Source organism: Methanosarcina sp. 2.H.T.1A.6 (genome assembly GCF_000979455.1).
Classification (GTDB): Archaea; Halobacteriota; Methanosarcinia; order Methanosarcinales; family Methanosarcinaceae; genus Methanosarcina.
In genome coordinates this window covers 199,674-217,444 of record NZ_JJOY01000030.1, presented here as the reverse complement: position 1 = coordinate 217,444, position 17,771 = coordinate 199,674, and the positions used below count along the sequence as shown (strand labels likewise).

General features: G+C 42.7%; 21 protein-coding genes. 8 read left to right on the top strand and 13 right to left on the bottom strand.

Annotated features, from left to right (window positions below; translation table 11 throughout):
• Nucleotide 1 precedes the first annotated feature (1 nt).
• A complete protein-coding gene (hisE, locus tag EO98_RS08725) occupies nt 2-316 on the top strand; it encodes a phosphoribosyl-ATP diphosphatase (protein ID WP_048141176.1) in 315 nt (104 codons plus the stop codon).
• A 466-nt stretch (nt 317-782) separates the two neighbouring features.
• On the opposite strand, the gene EO98_RS08720 is transcribed toward hisE, so the two are convergent.
• On the bottom strand, nt 783-1,658 hold the full coding sequence (locus tag EO98_RS08720) for a CBS domain-containing protein (RefSeq protein ID WP_048133733.1): 876 nt from the start codon (nt 1,656-1,658) through the stop codon (nt 783-785).
• A gap of 743 nt (nt 1,659-2,401) precedes the next feature.
• Between EO98_RS08720 and EO98_RS08715 the strand changes: the two genes are divergently transcribed.
• Complete coding sequence (locus tag EO98_RS08715; protein WP_200895022.1) at nt 2,402-3,415, top strand: NOG1 family protein; 1,014 nt, start codon at nt 2,402-2,404, stop codon at nt 3,413-3,415.
• A 179-nt stretch (nt 3,416-3,594) separates the two neighbouring features.
• Here EO98_RS08715 and EO98_RS08710 read toward each other — a convergent pair whose 3' ends face one another.
• From EO98_RS08710 to EO98_RS08680, 7 genes are all read right to left on the bottom strand, one after another.
• A complete protein-coding gene (locus EO98_RS08710) occupies nt 3,595-4,530 on the bottom strand; it encodes a cytochrome c biogenesis CcdA family protein (protein WP_235283640.1) in 936 nt (311 codons plus the stop codon).
• A 397-nt stretch (nt 4,531-4,927) separates the two neighbouring features.
• Nucleotides 4,928-6,040, bottom strand: a complete 1,113-nt coding sequence (locus EO98_RS08705) for a pyridoxal phosphate-dependent aminotransferase (protein ID WP_048141171.1) — start codon at nt 6,038-6,040, stop codon at nt 4,928-4,930.
• A gap of 127 nt (nt 6,041-6,167) precedes the next feature.
• Entirely contained in the window at nt 6,168-6,782 is a 615-nt protein-coding gene (gene hxlB, locus EO98_RS08700; protein ID WP_048141169.1) for a 6-phospho-3-hexuloisomerase, read from the bottom strand.
• A 299-nt stretch (nt 6,783-7,081) separates the two neighbouring features.
• A complete protein-coding gene (locus tag EO98_RS08695) occupies nt 7,082-7,594 on the bottom strand; it encodes a hypothetical protein (RefSeq protein WP_048141168.1) in 513 nt (170 codons plus the stop codon).
• A gap of 14 nt (nt 7,595-7,608) precedes the next feature.
• Nucleotides 7,609-7,968: a DUF2073 domain-containing protein gene (locus EO98_RS08690; protein WP_048133813.1), complete on the bottom strand. Its 360-nt coding sequence runs from the start codon at nt 7,966-7,968 to the stop codon at nt 7,609-7,611.
• A 5-nt stretch (nt 7,969-7,973) separates the two neighbouring features.
• Nucleotides 7,974-8,615, bottom strand: a complete 642-nt coding sequence (locus tag EO98_RS08685; protein WP_048141165.1) for an Era-like GTP-binding protein — start codon at nt 8,613-8,615, stop codon at nt 7,974-7,976.
• A gap of 459 nt (nt 8,616-9,074) precedes the next feature.
• On the bottom strand, nt 9,075-10,070 hold the full coding sequence (locus EO98_RS08680; protein ID WP_082098534.1) for a phosphate uptake regulator PhoU: 996 nt from the start codon (nt 10,068-10,070) through the stop codon (nt 9,075-9,077).
• Between the two features lie 242 nt (nt 10,071-10,312).
• Between EO98_RS08680 and EO98_RS08675 the strand changes: the two genes are divergently transcribed.
• The 4 genes from EO98_RS08675 (at nt 10,313) to EO98_RS08660 (ending at nt 12,307) form a co-directional block, all read left to right on the top strand.
• Entirely contained in the window at nt 10,313-11,194 is an 882-nt protein-coding gene (locus tag EO98_RS08675; RefSeq protein ID WP_048141161.1) for a shikimate kinase, read from the top strand.
• The gene (locus EO98_RS08670) at nt 11,191-11,478 is read left to right on the top strand and encodes a chorismate mutase (RefSeq protein WP_048141159.1); all 288 of its coding nucleotides are present in this window, start codon (nt 11,191-11,193) and stop codon (nt 11,476-11,478) included. Before EO98_RS08675 ends, EO98_RS08670 begins: the two co-directional genes overlap by 4 nt.
• Nucleotides 11,479-11,499: 21 nt before the next feature.
• Nucleotides 11,500-11,895, top strand: a complete 396-nt coding sequence (locus tag EO98_RS08665) for an AIR carboxylase family protein (protein WP_048133747.1) — start codon at nt 11,500-11,502, stop codon at nt 11,893-11,895.
• 229 nt (nt 11,896-12,124) lie between these two features.
• On the top strand, nt 12,125-12,307 hold the full coding sequence (locus tag EO98_RS08660) for a hypothetical protein (RefSeq protein ID WP_048141157.1): 183 nt from the start codon (nt 12,125-12,127) through the stop codon (nt 12,305-12,307).
• Nucleotides 12,308-12,385: 78 nt separating this feature from the next.
• On the opposite strand, the gene EO98_RS08655 is transcribed toward EO98_RS08660, so the two are convergent.
• The 5 genes from EO98_RS08655 to dph5 all read right to left on the bottom strand — a co-directional run bounded on the left by EO98_RS08655 (nt 12,386) and on the right by dph5 (nt 16,304).
• On the bottom strand, nt 12,386-13,057 hold the full coding sequence (locus EO98_RS08655; RefSeq protein ID WP_048133750.1) for a diphthine--ammonia ligase: 672 nt from the start codon (nt 13,055-13,057) through the stop codon (nt 12,386-12,388).
• 134 nt (nt 13,058-13,191) lie between these two features.
• On the bottom strand, nt 13,192-14,091 hold the full coding sequence (locus tag EO98_RS08650; RefSeq protein WP_048141155.1) for a carbohydrate kinase family protein: 900 nt from the start codon (nt 14,089-14,091) through the stop codon (nt 13,192-13,194).
• Between the two features lie 277 nt (nt 14,092-14,368).
• Nucleotides 14,369-14,758 (bottom strand): DUF555 domain-containing protein, encoded by a 390-nt coding sequence (locus EO98_RS08645; RefSeq protein ID WP_048133753.1) that lies wholly within the window; start codon nt 14,756-14,758, stop codon nt 14,369-14,371.
• A 406-nt stretch (nt 14,759-15,164) separates the two neighbouring features.
• A complete protein-coding gene (locus EO98_RS08640; RefSeq protein WP_048133755.1) occupies nt 15,165-15,446 on the bottom strand; it encodes a DUF357 domain-containing protein in 282 nt (93 codons plus the stop codon).
• 57 nt (nt 15,447-15,503) lie between these two features.
• Complete coding sequence (gene dph5, locus EO98_RS08635; protein ID WP_048141153.1) at nt 15,504-16,304, bottom strand: diphthine synthase; 801 nt, start codon at nt 16,302-16,304, stop codon at nt 15,504-15,506.
• A 164-nt stretch (nt 16,305-16,468) separates the two neighbouring features.
• Here dph5 and EO98_RS08630 point away from each other — a divergent pair, with 164 nt between their 5' ends.
• Together EO98_RS08630 and trxB are read left to right on the top strand one after the other, a co-directional pair.
• Nucleotides 16,469-16,711: a thioredoxin family protein gene (locus EO98_RS08630; RefSeq protein WP_048141151.1), complete on the top strand. Its 243-nt coding sequence runs from the start codon at nt 16,469-16,471 to the stop codon at nt 16,709-16,711.
• 54 nt (nt 16,712-16,765) lie between these two features.
• Nucleotides 16,766-17,683, top strand: a complete 918-nt coding sequence (gene trxB, locus EO98_RS08625) for a thioredoxin-disulfide reductase (RefSeq protein ID WP_048141149.1) — start codon at nt 16,766-16,768, stop codon at nt 17,681-17,683.
• The last annotated feature ends 88 nt before the right edge of the window (nt 17,684-17,771 follow it).

Sequence of the window (17,771 nt, the reverse complement as noted above, 5' to 3'; positions counted from 1 at the left end):
AATGCCTGAGGCTGACTTATCCATTTTAAATAGGGTGTATGAAATCATTCTGGATCGCAAAGAGAATTATGACGAAAATTCATATGTCTGCAAACTTTTAAACCACCGCAAAGGTATGAATAAAATCCTTGAGAAAGTGGGGGAGGAATCTGTTGAAACTATACTTGCAGTCAGGAACGAAGACCATAAAGAAATTGTCTCAGAGAGCTCGGACCTTATTTTCCATCTATTAGTAATGCTTGCAGCAAACAACGTTACTCTTGATGAAATCGCAGAGGAGCTAAGTTCCAGGCACGAAAATATGAAAAGAGACTGAATAAAGAGATTTAAAAAACGATAAAAGGGGAATAGAACTGGCTTTCCGCAGATGTCCGTTCAATTTTCACAATTTCTTCTGCTATCGTTTTTTCGGGAAAACTCCATGTTTATCCAAACGTATGTTTTTGATATTTTCCTAAATTTGCGGCTTTTTGCCTTCATTGAAAACTTTTAGCAGCCATTTTCCTAAGCTTCAGTTGAGATAATAACTGCAAATTTTAGACTAATTCTCCAAAAACGATAGCAAGAATAATGTTATTTTTTTGAAGACATCTGCGGAAAGACAGATAGAAGCAAAATATAGAAGCAAATATAGAAGCAAATATAGAAGCAAATATAGAAGCAAATATAGAAGTAAAATAAGAATCGAAGAGGCTAAGAAGATATATTAAAAGAGGGTGAGGGGGTTTGAAGACCCGGGACTTCTGTCCTCCGGTCTGGCGTGCCCTTAATATATTGCAGTTTCAATACACTGCAAGTTCGTTCAAAACATCGGTTTTTGACAGGGTTCCTTTTGGAACTCCGTTGATTGTTACAATAAGCCTTCCCACGTTATATTTATGGAAGAGTTTTACCACATCATAGAGCTGCATGTCTCCATCAACAGTTATCAGCTCTTTTGTCATTATGTCCTTAACCTTTACATTGGGTTTTCCCTGTGCAATGGCATGTGCGATATCAGTGTAAGTAATTATCCCTACGATTTTTCCTTTGTCTTCCACAGGAGTTCCGTGCACATTATTCCGGATAAAAAGCCTTGTTGCTTCCTGAATACTGGCATTGAAATTCACAAGCAGCGGAGGATACTTCATATAATGTTTGACATGTTTTTTAGGCAGGGAGATCATTTCTGTAATGTTAAAAAGGATTGCGTTATTGGTGTCGTCCCTTCCTGTAACTTCTCCACGGACTATGAGACGGTTTACAGGTGTTGGGCCTACCTGAAGCTTATCGTCCATTACAAAGTCCTTGATATTTCCTATTACCCTGATTACCCCGTTACATGCATCGGGATTCCGGACGGTCGTAAAGCTGATTTCTGCAGCTGTTGCCCCATTAACGATTACATTATTCCTGTAGAGCGGAACAACGGATTCGTTTTTCAATTGCTGGATGCGTAAAGAATCATATGCTGCCCCGGTTGGTTTATACCCTCCCTTTGGCCCGGGGACACCCTCGACCAGTCCAAGAGCCTTTAATAATTGCATCTGGTTGCGGACTGTCCCAGGGTTTCTTTGGATAACTTCGGCAATTTCTTCCCCTTTAATTGCCCGATCTTTTTGCCGCTGAAGGTTAATTAATGTAATTATAATGTCTTTTTGAATCGGAGTGAGTTCCATACTACCACCATCAATTTCATATACCATGTATCAGGATGATGTATAATATCTATACATCAAGAATATCTATACATCAAGAATATCTATACATCAAGAATATCTATACATCAAGAATATCTATACATCAAGAATATCTATACATCAAGAATATCTATACATCAAGAATAGTGCATCACCTAATTTGCCATAATTAATGATTATAAATTCCTTATACAAATTATAATTACAAATATAAATAAAGTCCGGTTCTGCTTAGAAATACAGCTTATTTCATGTCTGTATTTAAGTTATTATAATAATTTGTAATTAAAACTCCTGATAAGTTATTATAATAATTTGTAATTAATACTCTTGATAGAACCATAATTGTAATTTGGTTATTGATCATGTAATAGACAACAATAAATTAAACAGTAATTTTACAGTTATTAAATACCGCTCCAAATCGATCTTAAGAGAAGTAGGTCAGAATACTTCAAACTTATATTAATATTTCGTATGTTGCGGTATTTTAAGACCAGAACTTTATGATGTTTCCGGGCAATCATTCCGGTATTGTAAGTTTTGGGCAGAAAACGCTTGGACTGAAGCTGTTCAGATAATCCGGATAAGAAAAGCAAAGAAAACCCGCTAAGGAACTTTTGCGAAACTTTTGCTTACGGACTTTAGATTGTTCTGTTAAACTTCTTCACTCAGAAAAACCTTTATATAAATTAAAAGAGCCCCCAGAGGGTTAGAATATTATGATCTTTGAGAAAATTCACACAGTTCCTACTTCAGAGGAGTTAACTAATAAAGCTTTTAAACGGGCAGCAAGAGCTATGTCCGGGAAAACTATTGAGGGGAGGGACAGCCGGCTCAGAGCCAATGAGTCCATGGTACTGACGGCTGCAAATATTTTCACTGATAACCTTGCAAATATAGTCAGGCGTTTTCCAAGTTTTGAACAGTTGCCCACATTCTATTATGAACTGACCGACGTTCTTGTAGGCGTCGAGAAACTCAAGATGTCTCTGGCATCCGTGGACTGGGCAAGCCGGAAGATCCATGAAGTTGCAAGAAGCTATGTCGGAAAAATCCGGGATGCCGATCTTCCCGAGCCTGTCCGAAAAGAAGCCTTCGGAAGGATTGCATCCATTGTCAAGTCTATCAATAAGGACCTTCTCTTCCTGAATGAAGCCAGAAACATTCTCCGAAAACTCCCTGATGTCCAGGACGAGCCAACGATTGTAATCGCTGGCTATCCCAATGTAGGGAAGTCAAGTTTTGTTACAAAGATTACCGGTGCAACCCCTGAAATTGCTCCGTATCCCTTCACAACAAAAGGAGTAACCATAGGTCACTTCACACGGGATGGAGTCCGTTATCAGGTTATGGACACCCCGGGCCTCCTTGACCGCCCTATGGCTGAGAGAAACAATATTGAACGGCAGGCAATTACCGCAATCCACTTCCTGGATGCAGTTGTAATGTTCATTATTGACCCAAGCGAGAGCTGCGGATATGAGATTGAAGACCAGAAACGCCTGCTTGCTGAAATTCGGGAAAACTTTAACCTTCCTATGCTTGTGGTTGCCAACAAAGCTGACAGGCCCGAGTTCAGAAAAATAGATGAGGTTGAGCTGAACATATCCACAATTACCGAAGAAGGAATAGAAGAGGTAATGAGCAAGCTTCTGGAGCTGATTGAAGAAAAGCGTCGTCAGTCTTTAGAAGAGGCCTCAACAGAAGAGCCGGATGAGGAATCCACTTTCTGATTCCTTATCTTACCTGTATTTATTTTCAGTATATGTTTTAGCCAGAACCCTGTTTCATGCAGGATTTGTTGTTTAGGCCAGAATCTGATTTTAGCTGGAATCTGATTTTAGTTAGAATCTGATTTTAGTTAGAATCTGATTTTAGTTAGAATCTTATTTTCAGATATTCTTCTGGCTACTCAGAGTATCCTGAGCTGCATCAACAGGGCAAGGATAATAAGAATCAGTCCTGTTATCAGTCTTATCTCCACTCTTCTTTTTTCTCTGAACTCCGTGACTTTTTTCGGGCTGAGTCCGAAGGCCAGCAAAAGGCCAAGGCACATTACAGGCAGCAGAAGTCCAAGGTTGTATATTCCCATGTATGCTATTCCTCTTGCTATATCTGTTTTTATTGTCAGCATACTCAGGATTGAGAGGTAGATTGCTCCAACGCAGGGGGCTTTGACCAGGGAGAACATGCTTCCTGCAAGGAAGGACAGAAGCAGGAGGTTTTTTTCCCCCATCCTGCTCATAAAGTCCTTCAGGGATTTCGGAGTCCTGAAGGTCGATTTTGCATGTGTTCTCAGCCAGTAGGCATCATAAATGTGCCAGAGACCCAGTAAGGTAGTCAGCAGGATTGTAATTGCCGTAAAATGACTCCGGACTTCAGGCAGGAAACTGACAGTACTCAAAATGCTTATCCCTGCAAACATATACATAGTGAAAATTCCTGCAGAAAAGCCCAGGGTAATTTTTAGCATCTCTTTTCTTCCTCCCTGCTGGGCAAGGGTGACAGAAGCCAGGAAAGCCATTACTGCAAGCAGGCAGGGATTAAAACCGGCAAGGATGCCTGCAACCAGGATTAAGAAGGGGCTCATTATCTCAAGGTGGTTATTTTTTCCTTCTTTACTTCCTGTTAAAGGAGATGAAGATTCCAGGGTGAAAAGCAAAGCCGGAGTTTCGAGGGATTCCAGCAGAAGAACTTCTACGGTGTTTGCGTTTCCGTAAAAATAGCTATTTGATCTGTTTGGAGTTGAGATCGCTGAACCTGAAGCAGGGCTCAGCAACAAAAAAACAGATATGAATACAAGAGTTCCCTTAGTTGCAGCCAGCGGGAACATAGGTCGCTTTTTCATCCTTTTCTTCCGAAGCTATTCTTGTGGAAACATCCAGAAATTCCCCTTATTTGTGACACATATTTTTTGATACAGACGGCTTTCAGTGAATACCTCCAATGCGCAGGAATGTTTTTGGAAATATCACTGGTTGAAAAAAGCTCATTGTAAAATAATATCGATTAGCTGACAGTGAAATAATTGCAAAAAGCTCTTTTCTTGATATCAAGGTATCTGGATGCCTCAATATAAATACTCCCAAAGTAAACGGTGTTTTCCCATAAACAGGGAACTGAATAAAAATAGAGGAGCAAAGAAAAGGAAAAGTTGAGCAAAAGGAAGAGAAAAGAGAAATGAAAAGGAATTGGAAAAATGAATCGAAAAGAGAAATAAAAAGATCTTTCTCATTAAAAAAGTCTCAGAGCACTTTTTCCATTATGCTCAGGGATTTTTCAATATCTTTCATTGAAGCTGCATAGGAAATCCTTATGTAACCATCGCCCGCGCTTCCGAAGGCTGTTCCCGGGACAACGACAACGCCATTTGAGATCAGTTTTGAGGCGACCTCTGCGGAGTTTGAGACTTTAGGGAAGGCATAGAAAGCCCCTTTCGGAAGAGCACATTCCATCCCCAGGTCGTTGAGCCCTTTTACAAGCACGTCCCTGCGTTTCCGGAACTCTTCACGCATGACATTGACAGAGTCTTTTGGCCCGGTCACTGCGGCATAGGCAGCCTTCTGAGCGACTGAGTTTGCACACGCCTGTATATACTGGTGCACTTTAAGCATCTGGGCTATGTACTCTTTTCTGCCTGCCAGGTACCCGAGCCTCCAGCCTGTCATAGCATAGCTTTTTGAGGTTGCATTTACAGTGACCACATTATCCGAATAACTGGCAGGGCTTACGTGTTCGCCTTCATAGATGAAGTACTCGTAGACCTCGTCAGAAATGATTGTTATGTTGTGGTCGTCTGCAATCTCGGCAAGAGCTTTGATATCTGCCCTGCTTGAGACAGCGCCTGTTGGGTTGGAAGGGGAATTAAGGATAATGGCTTTTGTCTTAGGGGTAATTCTCTCAAGAACTGATTCCGGCTTCATAGTAAGGTCTTCTGCAAGGGGGACGCTTACCACCTTTCCGTTCATGATCTCCGTCAGGGCATTGTAGGACACAAATCCGGGATTTGAGATAAGGACCTCATCTCCCGTATTGAGGAGGGCTGCAAGTGCAATGGTAAGGGCTTCAGATGCTCCCGAGGTTACAATTATTTCCTGAGGAGAAACCGAAAACCCATTTTCCTCCTGGAATTTATGGCTCAGGGCTTCCCTCAGTTCAGGGATTCCGGAACCTACGGTGTAGCCTGTAAAACCTTCATTTATGGCTTTGATTGCTGCGGCTTTTATGTGTTCGGGAGTATCGAAGTCAGGCTGCCCTAATCCGAGGTTGATGGCATCTGAGCCTGCAGCTTCGAAAATCTTTCTGATTCCGGATGTATCTATTCTGGATACGTTTTCTGAAAACTTAATTTCCTTCAAGTTGCGCCCTCCTTATATCCCTACAAATTATATCCTTTAAAATCCTGCTTTTTCTTAAGTTACCCACTATTCCGGTTCCCGGTTATTTTAACGGTTATTTTAAAGCCATTATTCAATGCTCAATCCATTATTCGATATTTGTGTGCCTGGATTTGAGTTCTGCTTCCGAAGCACCTGTAAGCGTTATCAACTGGGCAATTAATGAGTCCAGGAAAACAAGTGAGATGATTTCAAAAGCAGTTCCCAGCGGAGGTGAATTCTTGTAATCTCCTCTCATGCTTTTTTCAAGGGAGCCGCCTACATCATGATCATTTTTGGTCTTGCTCGGAAGGATCATGGCAATATCAGAGATTTTGCCGAGTGTGGACTCCTTTTTGGAGGTGACAGTTATGAGGGTTGAGCCAATATCCTTTACTATTTTTCCCAGGTCTGCTATGGAACGGGTTTCTCCGGACCCCGAAATGGCAATCACAACATCCTGTGGACGGACAGCGGGGGTCGTGGTCTCTCCTACAACGTACACAGTGAACCCGAGATGCATTAGCCTCATTGCAAAAGCTTTGGCAACAAGCCCGGACCGCCCTGCTCCCATTAAAAAGACCCTTTCCCCTCCCAGGATCTTCTGAAGCATGCATATTATAGCTTCGCGGTCAAGCAGCTTAATCACCTCGTTGATGTTTTCCACGATAAATTCCATTGATGAGATTACATCTTCGCAGTCTTTTACCTGATCTTTTTTCATATAAGTTCTCCAAAAAGTATTGAGTTGAGTTCTCAATAAAGTAATAATAATAATAATAATAATAATAATAATAATAATAATTGCTTAACTTTTTATTTACTTAATTCTACCGGATAACTGAATAATAATCTCAAAACTGGCGGAGTTCCTGAGACTACGACTGTAAACACTAGAACTATTGAGATTATAATTCCTGAAATCCCTTCCAGATAACCTTTTTTCGTTTTCTTAAACTTATTGGTAAGGATTTCAGGATAAATCTCTGGAAGCTTCTTTTCATCCAGTTCTGCGCCGGAACTTTAACGGTTTGTTTGCGGCTCAGTCTTATAATTAATAGCTTTTAATTCCCAGTTGTCAATATTATTTCTGAATTCCTTGTAGAGCCGCTGGATATCGCAGTCATTCCCATTCCAGTAGAAGTCCTTACGTACCTCTCCTTTATGGAGTTCTTCAAGTACGAACCTGGATAGATGGAAGAGGGCTTTTTTGTTGGAAAACGGAATACTGTAGTTTACACGATAGCCGCCGGCTGTTTTACCATAGGACACCAGTATGTACCCTTTGCTTTCATACTCCGTGATCTCATCAAAGTCACAGATAATCTCAAACTCGTGAACTGTAGAAGGGTCTACCTTTGAGATTCCTATGAGTACCTGCGCTATGATATAATCAGGAACCTTTCGTCCGAACCATACTGCAATTTTCCCATAGGTACAGACTACGTTAACGTCGTTCCTGCCCATCTCAAAGGAACCTAGAGACTGGGGAGGGAATATTTTTGCTTCCAGGTCTTGAGTCTTCTGGGCACACATTGTTTCCACTTCGTTTATTTACTTGCAGAGACAAGTGCACTGATCAGATTCCTATCCTTTTTAAGAGTTTTGAGCTGGTTTGCGGGCCCTATGACTGTAAGTCTCTTGTTACTCTGTTTTTTGAAAAATTTTCCCAGCAGGGAAACGTCCGTGTTTGCAGGGTAGCTTTGCATCTCTATTCCTGAAAACACATCCGGCTGAATTGCTGACATTGTCATCTCAATTAGTTTTGCTTCCTCCATAGGGTTGAGACCCTTTTCAAGCACAAGGATTTTACCTTTCCGCACCTCATCGATTATGTATCGAACTTTTTCCATCGAAGCCATTTGAGAAATCCTGGCTTCGGATATCAGATCAAGTTGGATTCCCTGCATTTTGATCACCCGAACTGTTTGGCCAGAGCTTCGTAGAATGAATCCATTCCCACCCCGTCAAGCGCCGAAACAGGTACCATAGGGTGTTGAGGAAAGGCTTCCTTTATGACTCCGGGATCGGCTTCAGGAAGGTCTACTTTGTTTGCTACAATAAGAAGCGGTAGGTTTCTGGCTTCCATATTCCCTATAACGGTTACGTTTACCTGCGTATAAGGATTTTCGGTGGAATCCATTACCAGTATGACTCCGTCAAGGTCATCCAGCCATTTGACAGCTTCAATTACACCTTCTGTCGCTTCTTTTGACCTTTTCTTTGATTCTGAGTCACTCATTCCCTGTTCCATGAAATCATGGAAGTCGATCTTTGTCGCAAGCCCGGGAGTGTCCACAATATCAAGGCTGATAGTATGCCCGTTAGTTTCGATAGTGACTGCGTTTCTTCTTTTTGCATGCCTGGTTTCGTGAGCAATATGTGAAACCGAGCCCATGGTTTCCTCGCCTCCGACCCAGTCCCTGAGAATGCGGTTGCTAAGGGTGGTCTTGCCGGCATTGGGGGGGCCGTAGATGCCTATGCATGCTCCTTTTTTCTTGAACAGTTTGTTAAACACTTTTGAAAAGCTTACCTTAAATCGTTTTATCATATTCATGGCTTCCCTCCATTGGGAAAAGCATAACACCAAAGGATTTCTCGGATTGCTTTCCTTTATGGGTTTACTGGTGTTTTCGTGACCTTTTCATTAAAGTGATCCATGCATATAAATAATTTCCATTTGTTAAGCTGCGGAAATCAGATTAATTGGAGATACTGACATCTCCCTTCCGATATACCTGGGATAAATAGCAAACATTGCATTCTTTCTATGTGAAAAATAGAAAGTGCCTCCGTGAAATAACACCAGAATATAAATAAATTACTTCTTATCGCCTGATTCCCTGATATTTTTTATAAAAAACTTTTTTATAATGAACCTTTTCAGCCCATCTGTAACTCTTTTCATTTTCTATTTAATTTTTATGTTTGTACTGATGTTCTGTACTTTCCTTTATATTTTTTCCTATTTTTATTCATCATATCTTAAAAATATAAATGATTTTTATTTGCTCCCTTATTTGTCCCTTATCGCGGAATTTATGGCGATCTCGGCTATGTTAGAACCAAGGTCTCCTATTCTTGAGAGACTGTCTACGATCATCCCCAGGGAGATCATGATTTCATGGGACTCAAGTTTGAGAATATGCGCATGCAGGTCCGTTACACGCGAGCTCATCCCGTCTATACTGTCTATTACCTGGTTCGCAAGAGAGGTGTCAGCATTATAGAGGGCATCTACTGCCTGCTTAACAAGTCCCATGTAGGTGTTGCTGAGATCCTCTATGACTTCCATCACGTCTTCCCTGAATGGCTCCTGCATTTTTGAGGCAACGTTTGCAATCCTCTGTGAATGGTCTGCTATTCTTTCGATAGGGCTTGCCGCCATTCTGAAATCATGATATTCCTCGATACTTGTTTCCGAGGAATCGGGCATTCTTCCTCCGCAAAGCACGGAACGGAACTGTTTGGAAATCAGAAGACACAACCTGTCGACCTCGTCATCCCTCTGGCTTACATCAAGAGCAAGGTCATGGTCAACAGTTTTGAGGGCTCGTATGGCATCTTTTTGCATGGAGCCTGTAATCAGGAACATCCTGTGTATACCTTTTTTGATATGGAGTTCATTGGGGTTAAGAAGGTCCTGAATGACCACGCAGTTTGAGCTTTCCTCAATGATTTCAGGGCCTATGAGCTTGTAACACACCTTCCGGATGACCTGTTTCTGCTCGGCAAGTATTCTTTTTGAGGTAAACTCCATCCTGTCATAACCATAGAGGTATGCAGCAATGATATCCCTTTCCAGAGCTTTTGCCTCATAGCCTGTAACATCGATCCTTTTCGTTTTTATCGTGTGTCCTTCCAGAATAGGGTCAATCAACAGTTTTCCGTCTGGCTGAGCCTGAATGGATACTCTCATCCCCGTTTCGATTCCTACCTTTTCGGCCCACTGTTTAGGGAGAGAAATAATATAAGTGGATCCGCCTGTCTGCTGTACTTTTCTGGTCTCTATGTGGATTCCCCATTTTCGGTTGCTCAGGCCAGGCCTGGAAGTTAGATGATGCTCACTCCATATTTATAGTATTTATTAGTGTTTAGATAAATATGCAATATATATAATTTGGCTTCACTATGTATATTTGGGGGCGTCTTCCTTTTTGGCAAATAAAATCCTGAACCCTGTATTTAAGTTTACCTCACTTTCTGCTCTGAAGAGAGGTAAAAAATATTAAAGATCAGAGCATTCTGGACGTGATGACACTTGAAGGGCGTGCCTGCGCTTTCGGGGCTGGAACCATAATAAACGCCATAGCGACATGGAAAGGTGCAGCGTTCGGGATAGACTTAAAAACCTTTGCAAAGGTGGAACTCTCAGAGGGTAAATCTGGCATTTTTGGCTCAATTGAAGAGATGCCTGAAGGAGACACTCGCCTTATAGAACGCTGTGTAGAACTCGTCCTTGAGCGATTCGGGCTTGACCTTGAAGGTACGATAAGGACAGGAAGTGAAATTCCTCTTGCAGGAGGGCTCAAGAGCAGCAGTGCCGCAGCAAACGCTTCAGTCCTTGCAACTCTCCGTGCAGTTGGTGAGATCCTGCCTCCTCTTGAGATCATAAAATTGGGGGTAAGGGCTGCAAAAGAAGTGGGAGTTACGGTAACAGGAGCTTTTGATGATGCCTGTGCCTCCTTTTTAGGTGGGATTGTTGTCACTGATAACCGAAATATGGAACTTATCAGGCGCGAAGAAGCCGATTCAAAAGTCCTGATATTTACCCCGATAAAAAAGGCTTTCAGTGCGGACACAAATGTGAAACGTTCCCGGCTGATTGCACCTTATGTAGAAATGGCATACGGGCTTGCCCTTGAAGGGGAATATGAGCGCGCAATGACACTTAATGGTTTTCTTTACTGCGGAGCCCTTGGTTTTGATACGGAATACATGCTCAGGGCTCTGGAGTGCGGAGTAAAAGGAGTTAGCCTTTCCGGAACCGGCCCTTCCTACGCAGCACTGGTAAAGGCCGAGCAGGTAAAAGAGCTTAAATCTGCCTGGGAAAGCTGCGGTATGGAAGGAAAGGTCATAGAGACCAGTATAAATAACAGAGATGCGATATCCTTTAACAGGGAGAGGTCCTCTTGAGTGAACTTGAAGCTGTCCGCAAAGAAATCGAGGAGATTGACAGGGAAATCCTTTTCCTCATTGATAGAAGAGTTAACCTTGCTGAGAAAGTGCTTGAATCAAAAAGAATAAATGGAACCTCCATAAATGACCGTAAGCAAAACGAGGTTGTAATAAACAGGGCATTAAACATTGCAACCGAGCTCAACCTTGATTTAGGATCGGTAAAGGAAATTTACGAAATTCTTATCAGGATGAGTATCGAACGCCAGAACGAATTAAGTGGAAAGGGAAGCCTGCCCTGACTTGCCTCAAAGGAGTAAAAAATGGTCGACATTTCACTGATTATGGGCTCTGAGTCCGACAGATCAATCGCCAACCGCGCGGTTTCTGTACTTGAAAAGAGCAAATACACTTACGAAGTAATGGTTATCTCTGCCCACCGAAACCCTGATGAGCTTGATAGTTATGTTTCAGGTACAGACGCAAAAGTCTTTATCACAATAGCAGGCCTATCGGCAGCCCTTCCCGGAGTTGTGGCTTCCAGGACAAAAAAACCTGTAATAGGTGTACCTGTAAGCGCAAAACTTGGCGGGCTTGATGCTCTTCTCTCCATAGCCCAGATGCCTCCTGGAGTACCTGTGGGAAGTGTAGGGATTGACAACGGAGCAAACGGTGCACACCTTGCTCTGAGAATTCTGGATTTAATCGAAACCCCCTAATAATTTTATGAATACTGGTTTTAATTTGTTCACTGCGGGAGTTAAATTCCCTAAACCAGTTTTCATATTTTTTCATATATTCCCATATGTAATCATGTTTGGGTCTTCCACCTTTACGGAGGTGATCTTTTTGAGTAAAAACAAACATGAAATTCTTCAAATAACAGGCACAAAGAAATGAAAGTACTTTTCAAATCACAGTCCTTTCATTCCAAAGAGAAGACAGGATATGAAGAGAAAAATCAGAGTGGAAAATGTGTATAGAATTATCAGTAAATTGTATTGGGGGATAGGGCATCTGAGTATTGGAAGTGTGGGGGTATGGGGGATAAAAAAGCTGGTTGAGGTTTACAGCGAGAAAATATTTTTTTCTCAGATGCCTTACACAATAAATATCTCTTATGTTATATAAAAATGCGCATATACTGCGAGGTTTCAGGATATTCTTGCAGTACCTATATTTTTTCGGGCTTCTGCCAGTTATGAAAAATCAGTTCTTATCGACCAGTCTTGCATCCAGGATCTTTAAGGAGCCGGCATCGCCTTCCCATTCAACTTCACTTTTTACAATTTCGATGCGTTTTTTGAAGAAAGGAGCATCAAGGACTACGGTTTCGTATTCTCCGCCCTCCCCTGCCATATGGACCATGTACCTGCGGTTCAGGGCTTTGAGGTTTTCGATTGAGTTCACATTAATAGGGCGGCCAAGCCAGGACTGGTCCATTCCATTGGCTGCAACTCTGACGATCCTGATATCGAGAACTTTTGCCATCTCATACAGGAGTTCTTCAGGGTCCCTGTGCCAGAGAGGGGCATAGACTTTAAGCCCGAGGGAATCGCAGATCTTCTGTACCCTGCTTGCCTGGTACTGCGACTCAATAGCGCCTACAGACACACCATCCACGTTTACCTTCTTCAGAGCAAGAGTAAGGTCGTCCAGTTCCAGTTCCTTAATTCCGCTGGACTGCTGCTGGATCAACGGGATTTCACTGGCAGCAGAGATCAGTTCTACCATATGGAGGTTGATTGAGTGGTACATGTAGGAGTCATCCCTTGCGGGGATAATACTGATGAGGTGGGTTACCTCGTGTCCCTCTTCAAGGGCTTTGTGGATGGCAAAGACCGAGTCCTTGCCACCAGAAATCAGTGCTGCTATTTTCATCTGCATCCTCTTCTGTAATTCCGTTTTTTCGTACTTCCAGGTTATAATTCGCGGATTATAGTTCGGGAGTTATTTATATAACATTTTATATGTATTTCCCATTTCAGCCCGCGTCCCACGGATTTTTTGCGACCTCAGCTCTCTGCGTCCAGTTTTCCGAAGCTGGCTTCGTAGCGAGATCTCATCTCTTCCCAGGTTGGAAGGCCGGTCTGGCAGCCCCGGGTCTGCACGGCAAAGGAAGCTACAGTTGACCCTATTTTTCCGCATGTGGGAAGGGAATACCCCCTGGTGTACGCCAGCAGAAAACCCGCCCTGTAAGCATCTCCTGCTCCGGTAGGGTCTACAGCCTTTACGGAAACTACAGGAATTGCCCATTCATCGTTGTCTGTGTAAATTTTGCTGCCTTCTGAATCGTATGTAACAACAATAACATCAATCATAGCCCTGAGCTCGGAAAAGGTTTTTCCGGTCATCTCTGAAACTCGCCTGATTTCGTGCTTGTTTGCAAAGAGAATATCAGTGTGGGCAAGGATTGTCTCGAGTTTTTCTTTTGAGTAAGTCACCAGGTCCTGTCCCGGGTCAAAGGAGACAAAGCCGGCAATCTGCGCTATCTTTGCATTGTAGACGCAGTCTGCTGTTGCCAGGTGGACAAAATCTGCAGGTTCGGGCTCAAGCTCTTTGAATTTTGAGGACGCTCCCCAGTAAAAATAGGTGGTCTGGTTGTCTTCCCGATCCGTGAAAATGAAAGCCTTGGAAAGCTTCAGGTCTTCAATACTGTAAAGGCGGGATAGGTCAACACATGCTTCCTTAAGAAGCTTCTCATATCCCGAGCTTGAGAAATCCATACCTACAGGAGATATCAGCTGGCTTTTTCCTCCCAGCTTTGCAATGGCAACTGCAATATTTGCAGCCCCACCACCAGGATATTCTTCATAGTCAATTACAGGGGAAGACTCGTTTAGTCCTGCTATTTTTTCAACATCTACAATGTAATCAAGGGCGATATGCCCCACTACGGAAATTACTCTGTCCATGCAGTATCCTCTTTTTTTATGGGTATGGGAGGGGCCCGGGAGTTTGTGGAATTAAAATATATTCTTGAAAGTTAAGTAAAGTAAAAACTCAGGAAAAGATAAAATTACTGATTTATTAATTTATGCCGTGACAGGTGCTTCTTTTTTTAGCCCGGGGTATTTAAACCCTGGCTATAGAAAAGCTGTCTTATAAGAAGCCGTACCGGTACGAAAAAACCGTAAAGGTACGCCTTCCTCTGCCCCGGCATTTTCAACAGGTTAAGGGAAGGAAATCTGTTTATTTATTTGCCTTACCTTTCTGCTGCGGTTCGCTTTTATCGTTTGACCGTTCGAATTCCGTTACTTCGACAACTGTTAAAGGAATGTCGCGGAGGGACTTCCCGATGACGGATTTTGCGATCCTTTCTGCATGTTCCGCAGATTCGGCATCAAAAACCTTCATTTCAAAAACCAGTCCTACAAGAGCGGTATTTGCCGCTATGAAAACACTGCTGAAAGGCTCATCGCATGCCGGGCATGACGTAGTTCCCACATCAACCTCTACAAAATCCAGTTTGGGGTTCAGGCGTTTTCCAGCTTCAGAAATCGCAACCCCTATTGCATCATCAGCCGTTTTTACATCTCTAACCAACCAAGCTGCTTCAAGTACCACATGAAAGTTCTTCATAATTATCCACCGTAGTTATTTAGTATAAGTTTTTAAGAATATTCCCGGAGTGGGGAAAAGTATTACAAAATCTAAAGAATAGAGTAAAGGATATTAATTGTTTTGGCTTCGAATAAGCGTTTGTATTTATAAACTTTACTTATGATATGGTTTTTCAGTTTAAGCTTTTAAATTCTCAACTTTCAGCTATAAGTTTCAACTTATTATATTTTATTATTCTTTAATTTTTCAGCTTTTATTTTTCAGCTTTCAGTTATTAGCGTTTGTTTTTTAGTTATTAACTTTTTAACCTTCGGGTTTTCTTTTACAGGATTCCTTACCTTCTATTCCTGTATATATGTAAGGGTTACTATATTCCTATACTATATTCCAATTTTTTTATTCAAGTCCTGTTCTTTCAGGTTTCTTATATCGTGAAAAGAGTCTCGTCGTCCACAGCAAAGACCCCGAGTTTTGCTCCGGCATCAAGCCAGGCGTGCCCATAGCTGAAGGAAGCCAGGGCATTTACAGGGTCCCCGTTCTCAAGAAAGTAGATTCCATCTTTATAGTAGGCTTCTGCCATTGTGTAGTAATCCACTGCTACTGCATGCATATGAGAATCAGGGATTGGAGCATACTTTGCCTTCTGCAGTGCTCTTTTTAACATATCCTCATATCGGTTGACCTTTTCATTCAAATCGGCAGGCATCTTGACCACCAGGGAGTCCTTTTTGCAGTTTTTATTTTATCGGTTTTTTATTTGATCTTATTCCATCTCTTCCATTATTTCCTCGGGGCCGGCTGCAAGGTTCACCAGGGCTTCAGCTTCAAGGAAATGCAGTTTTCCGGGAACTACCAGGATATGAAGAGGCTTTCCAAAATCAAAACCCTTCAGGTTTTCTGCGTAGTCCGCTTTTACCACGGGCTTCTCCGAACCTGCCCTTGCGATTCCTACAGCAACAGCCCTGTCCATTACACTTTCTCTCCTTTTTGCCTCAACCTCAAGCAGGAGTTCAAGAGCAAGGTTAACGGTCATATATCCCTTATCTTTATCAATATCCAGAAAGACAAGGGTATGGAGGCCAAGTTCAGAGTTTTGTTTTATGGTATCATAAGGAGTTTCCGAAATTACCCTGGCTCCTCGCCGGCTTTCGTAGGGGTATGGGATACTTGCGGATTTTCCGAAGCGGTAGTTCTGAAGCCCGGTAAGCCCTGAGACGGCTGAGGCGATTGATGCTCCATGAACCAGGCGGGTTTCTATCCCTAGCTTTTCGGCTCTGAGGCGCAGGTCAACGTGAGTTGTGGAGACCATTGTATCCCCACCTGTGAGGAAGGCAACATTTTTGTCTTTTGCTTCATCCAGCCAATCAGGTTGCTGTTCCACGTCTTCCCTTGAGAGTAAATGGACTTTCTTTCCGTAGAGCTGTTCCATTTTTTCAGGGTTTGTTCCCATGAGGCAGGAAGTATAGAACTCAGCGTATACAAGGTCAGCTTCCCGGACAGCCTCAAGTCCTTTTAAGGAAATATCGTATTCGTCAAAAAGGCCAAGCCCTATAAATGTGAGCATACCCCGCTTTAGGAGCTTATTGGTTTAAAGCTTTTGGCGCCGCAGGCTTATCCAGGGAATCTGTGAATCTATTTTTGGATTTACGGATACTCTCAACGTATTAATATTTATAAATTAATGACAGAAATAAGGGTTACAATAGCAGTTTTTGGAGATGGATTTTTATGGTAAAGGTTACGCTTATTCATGCCAGCTGGTGTACGGCATGTCCGGCAACACGCAGGTTCTGGAAAGACCTTCAATCGGAATACGATTTCGAGTACGAGGAAATTGATGTAGAGACTCCGGAGGGTCAGGCTCTTATTGATAAGTACGGCATAGCCGGTGTCCCTACAACTCTTATTGATGGGGAACCTGCTTTTACGGGTCTTCCTAAAAAAATAGATGCTATAGCCCGCATTACTTGAAGGCGCGTTAAAACTTTATTTTTTGAATTCATTTTCTGTTTATGGGAGGAAAGTATGTACGACCTGATAATTATAGGAGGGGGGCCTGCAGGGCTTGCAGCGGGAATTTACGCTGTGCGTTTCGGGCTTGAAACTCTCATTCTTGAAAAGAGCGAGATCAGCGGCCAGATCTCCATGGCAGATATTGTAGAAAACTATCCCGGCTTTCCGGCAATTTCCGGACTTGAACTGATGGAAAAATATCGAACACATGCTCAGGAAGCCGGGGTTAAGACCAGGATTACTGAAGTTATCTCGGCCCGGACCGAAGGGGCAAAAAAAATAGTCTCAACGGACAGCGGGGACCTGGAAGCAAAAGCTTTAATCATTGCCACAGGCGCAAATCCAAAGTATCTGAACGTGCCCGGCGAGAAGGAACTTATCAGCAAAGGAGTCTCCTACTGCGCAATCTGCGATGGGCCTTTTTTCAAAAACAAAACTGTAGTTGTTGTGGGAGGTGGTAACTCTGCAGTTGCAGATGCTCTTCTTCTTTCAAAAGTTGCCCAGAAGGTATATCTTGTCCACAGGCGGGACCGTTTGAGGGCTGCAAAAGTCCTTCAGGACCGGGCGGCTGCAACTCCAAACATTGAGTTCATCCTCAATACTCTTGTCCTGGAAATAGTCGGGAGCGGTGAAGGGATTAAAAAGGTAGAAAAAGTTATCCTGCAAGATCTCAACAGCAAAGAATCACGGGAGCTTTCTACGAATGGTGTTTTTATCTATGTGGGCATCCACCCGAATACTGAATTAGTTAGTGTGGAAAAGAATAATGAAGGCTTCATCAAGACCAACCGCTGGATGGAAACCTCAGAGACGGGAATTTATGCTGCAGGGGACTGCCGCGACACTCCTATCTGGCAGCTTGTAGCAGCGGTGAGGGATGGAGCAATCGCAGCCACGGCTGCAAACGAATATATCGAAAGCCTTAAATAATAACTGTCCAGAGAGGGCTCAAACTGGAACCCAGTCTGGAAACACGGTTCTTATAATTATGGTTTTTGTCAGGATCGTAAAGTCAACA

Coding starts and splice junctions, on each gene's coding strand:
- hxlB (WP_048141169.1), bottom strand. CDS start 6,782: ATGAAAAAAGATCAGGTAAAAGACTGCGAAGATGTAATCTCATCAATG.
- EO98_RS08660 (WP_048141157.1), top strand. CDS start 12,125: ATGAAGAGAAAAATCAGAGTGGAAAATGTGTATAGAATTATCAGTAAA.
- EO98_RS08715 (WP_200895022.1), top strand. CDS start 2,402: ATGATCTTTGAGAAAATTCACACAGTTCCTACTTCAGAGGAGTTAACT.
- EO98_RS08690 (WP_048133813.1), bottom strand. CDS start 7,968: ATGCAGGGAATCCAACTTGATCTGATATCCGAAGCCAGGATTTCTCAA.
- EO98_RS08710 (WP_235283640.1), bottom strand. CDS start 4,530: ATGAAAAAGCGACCTATGTTCCCGCTGGCTGCAACTAAGGGAACTCTT.
- EO98_RS08675 (WP_048141161.1), top strand. CDS start 10,313: ATGACACTTGAAGGGCGTGCCTGCGCTTTCGGGGCTGGAACCATAATA.
- EO98_RS08655 (WP_048133750.1), bottom strand. CDS start 13,057: ATGAAAATAGCAGCACTGATTTCTGGTGGCAAGGACTCGGTCTTTGCC.
- EO98_RS08665 (WP_048133747.1), top strand. CDS start 11,500: ATGGTCGACATTTCACTGATTATGGGCTCTGAGTCCGACAGATCAATC.
- EO98_RS08720 (WP_048133733.1), bottom strand. CDS start 1,658: ATGGAACTCACTCCGATTCAAAAAGACATTATAATTACATTAATTAAC.
- EO98_RS08685 (WP_048141165.1), bottom strand. CDS start 8,615: ATGAATATGATAAAACGATTTAAGGTAAGCTTTTCAAAAGTGTTTAAC.
- EO98_RS08695 (WP_048141168.1), bottom strand. CDS start 7,594: ATGTGTGCCCAGAAGACTCAAGACCTGGAAGCAAAAATATTCCCTCCC.
- EO98_RS08650 (WP_048141155.1), bottom strand. CDS start 14,091: ATGGACAGAGTAATTTCCGTAGTGGGGCATATCGCCCTTGATTACATT.
- EO98_RS08630 (WP_048141151.1), top strand. CDS start 16,469: ATGGTAAAGGTTACGCTTATTCATGCCAGCTGGTGTACGGCATGTCCG.
- hisE (WP_048141176.1), top strand. CDS start 2: ATGCCTGAGGCTGACTTATCCATTTTAAATAGGGTGTATGAAATCATT.
- dph5 (WP_048141153.1), bottom strand. CDS start 16,304: ATGCTCACATTTATAGGGCTTGGCCTTTTTGACGAATACGATATTTCC.
- EO98_RS08640 (WP_048133755.1), bottom strand. CDS start 15,446: ATGCCTGCCGATTTGAATGAAAAGGTCAACCGATATGAGGATATGTTA.
- trxB (WP_048141149.1), top strand. CDS start 16,766: ATGTACGACCTGATAATTATAGGAGGGGGGCCTGCAGGGCTTGCAGCG.
- EO98_RS08645 (WP_048133753.1), bottom strand. CDS start 14,758: ATGAAGAACTTTCATGTGGTACTTGAAGCAGCTTGGTTGGTTAGAGAT.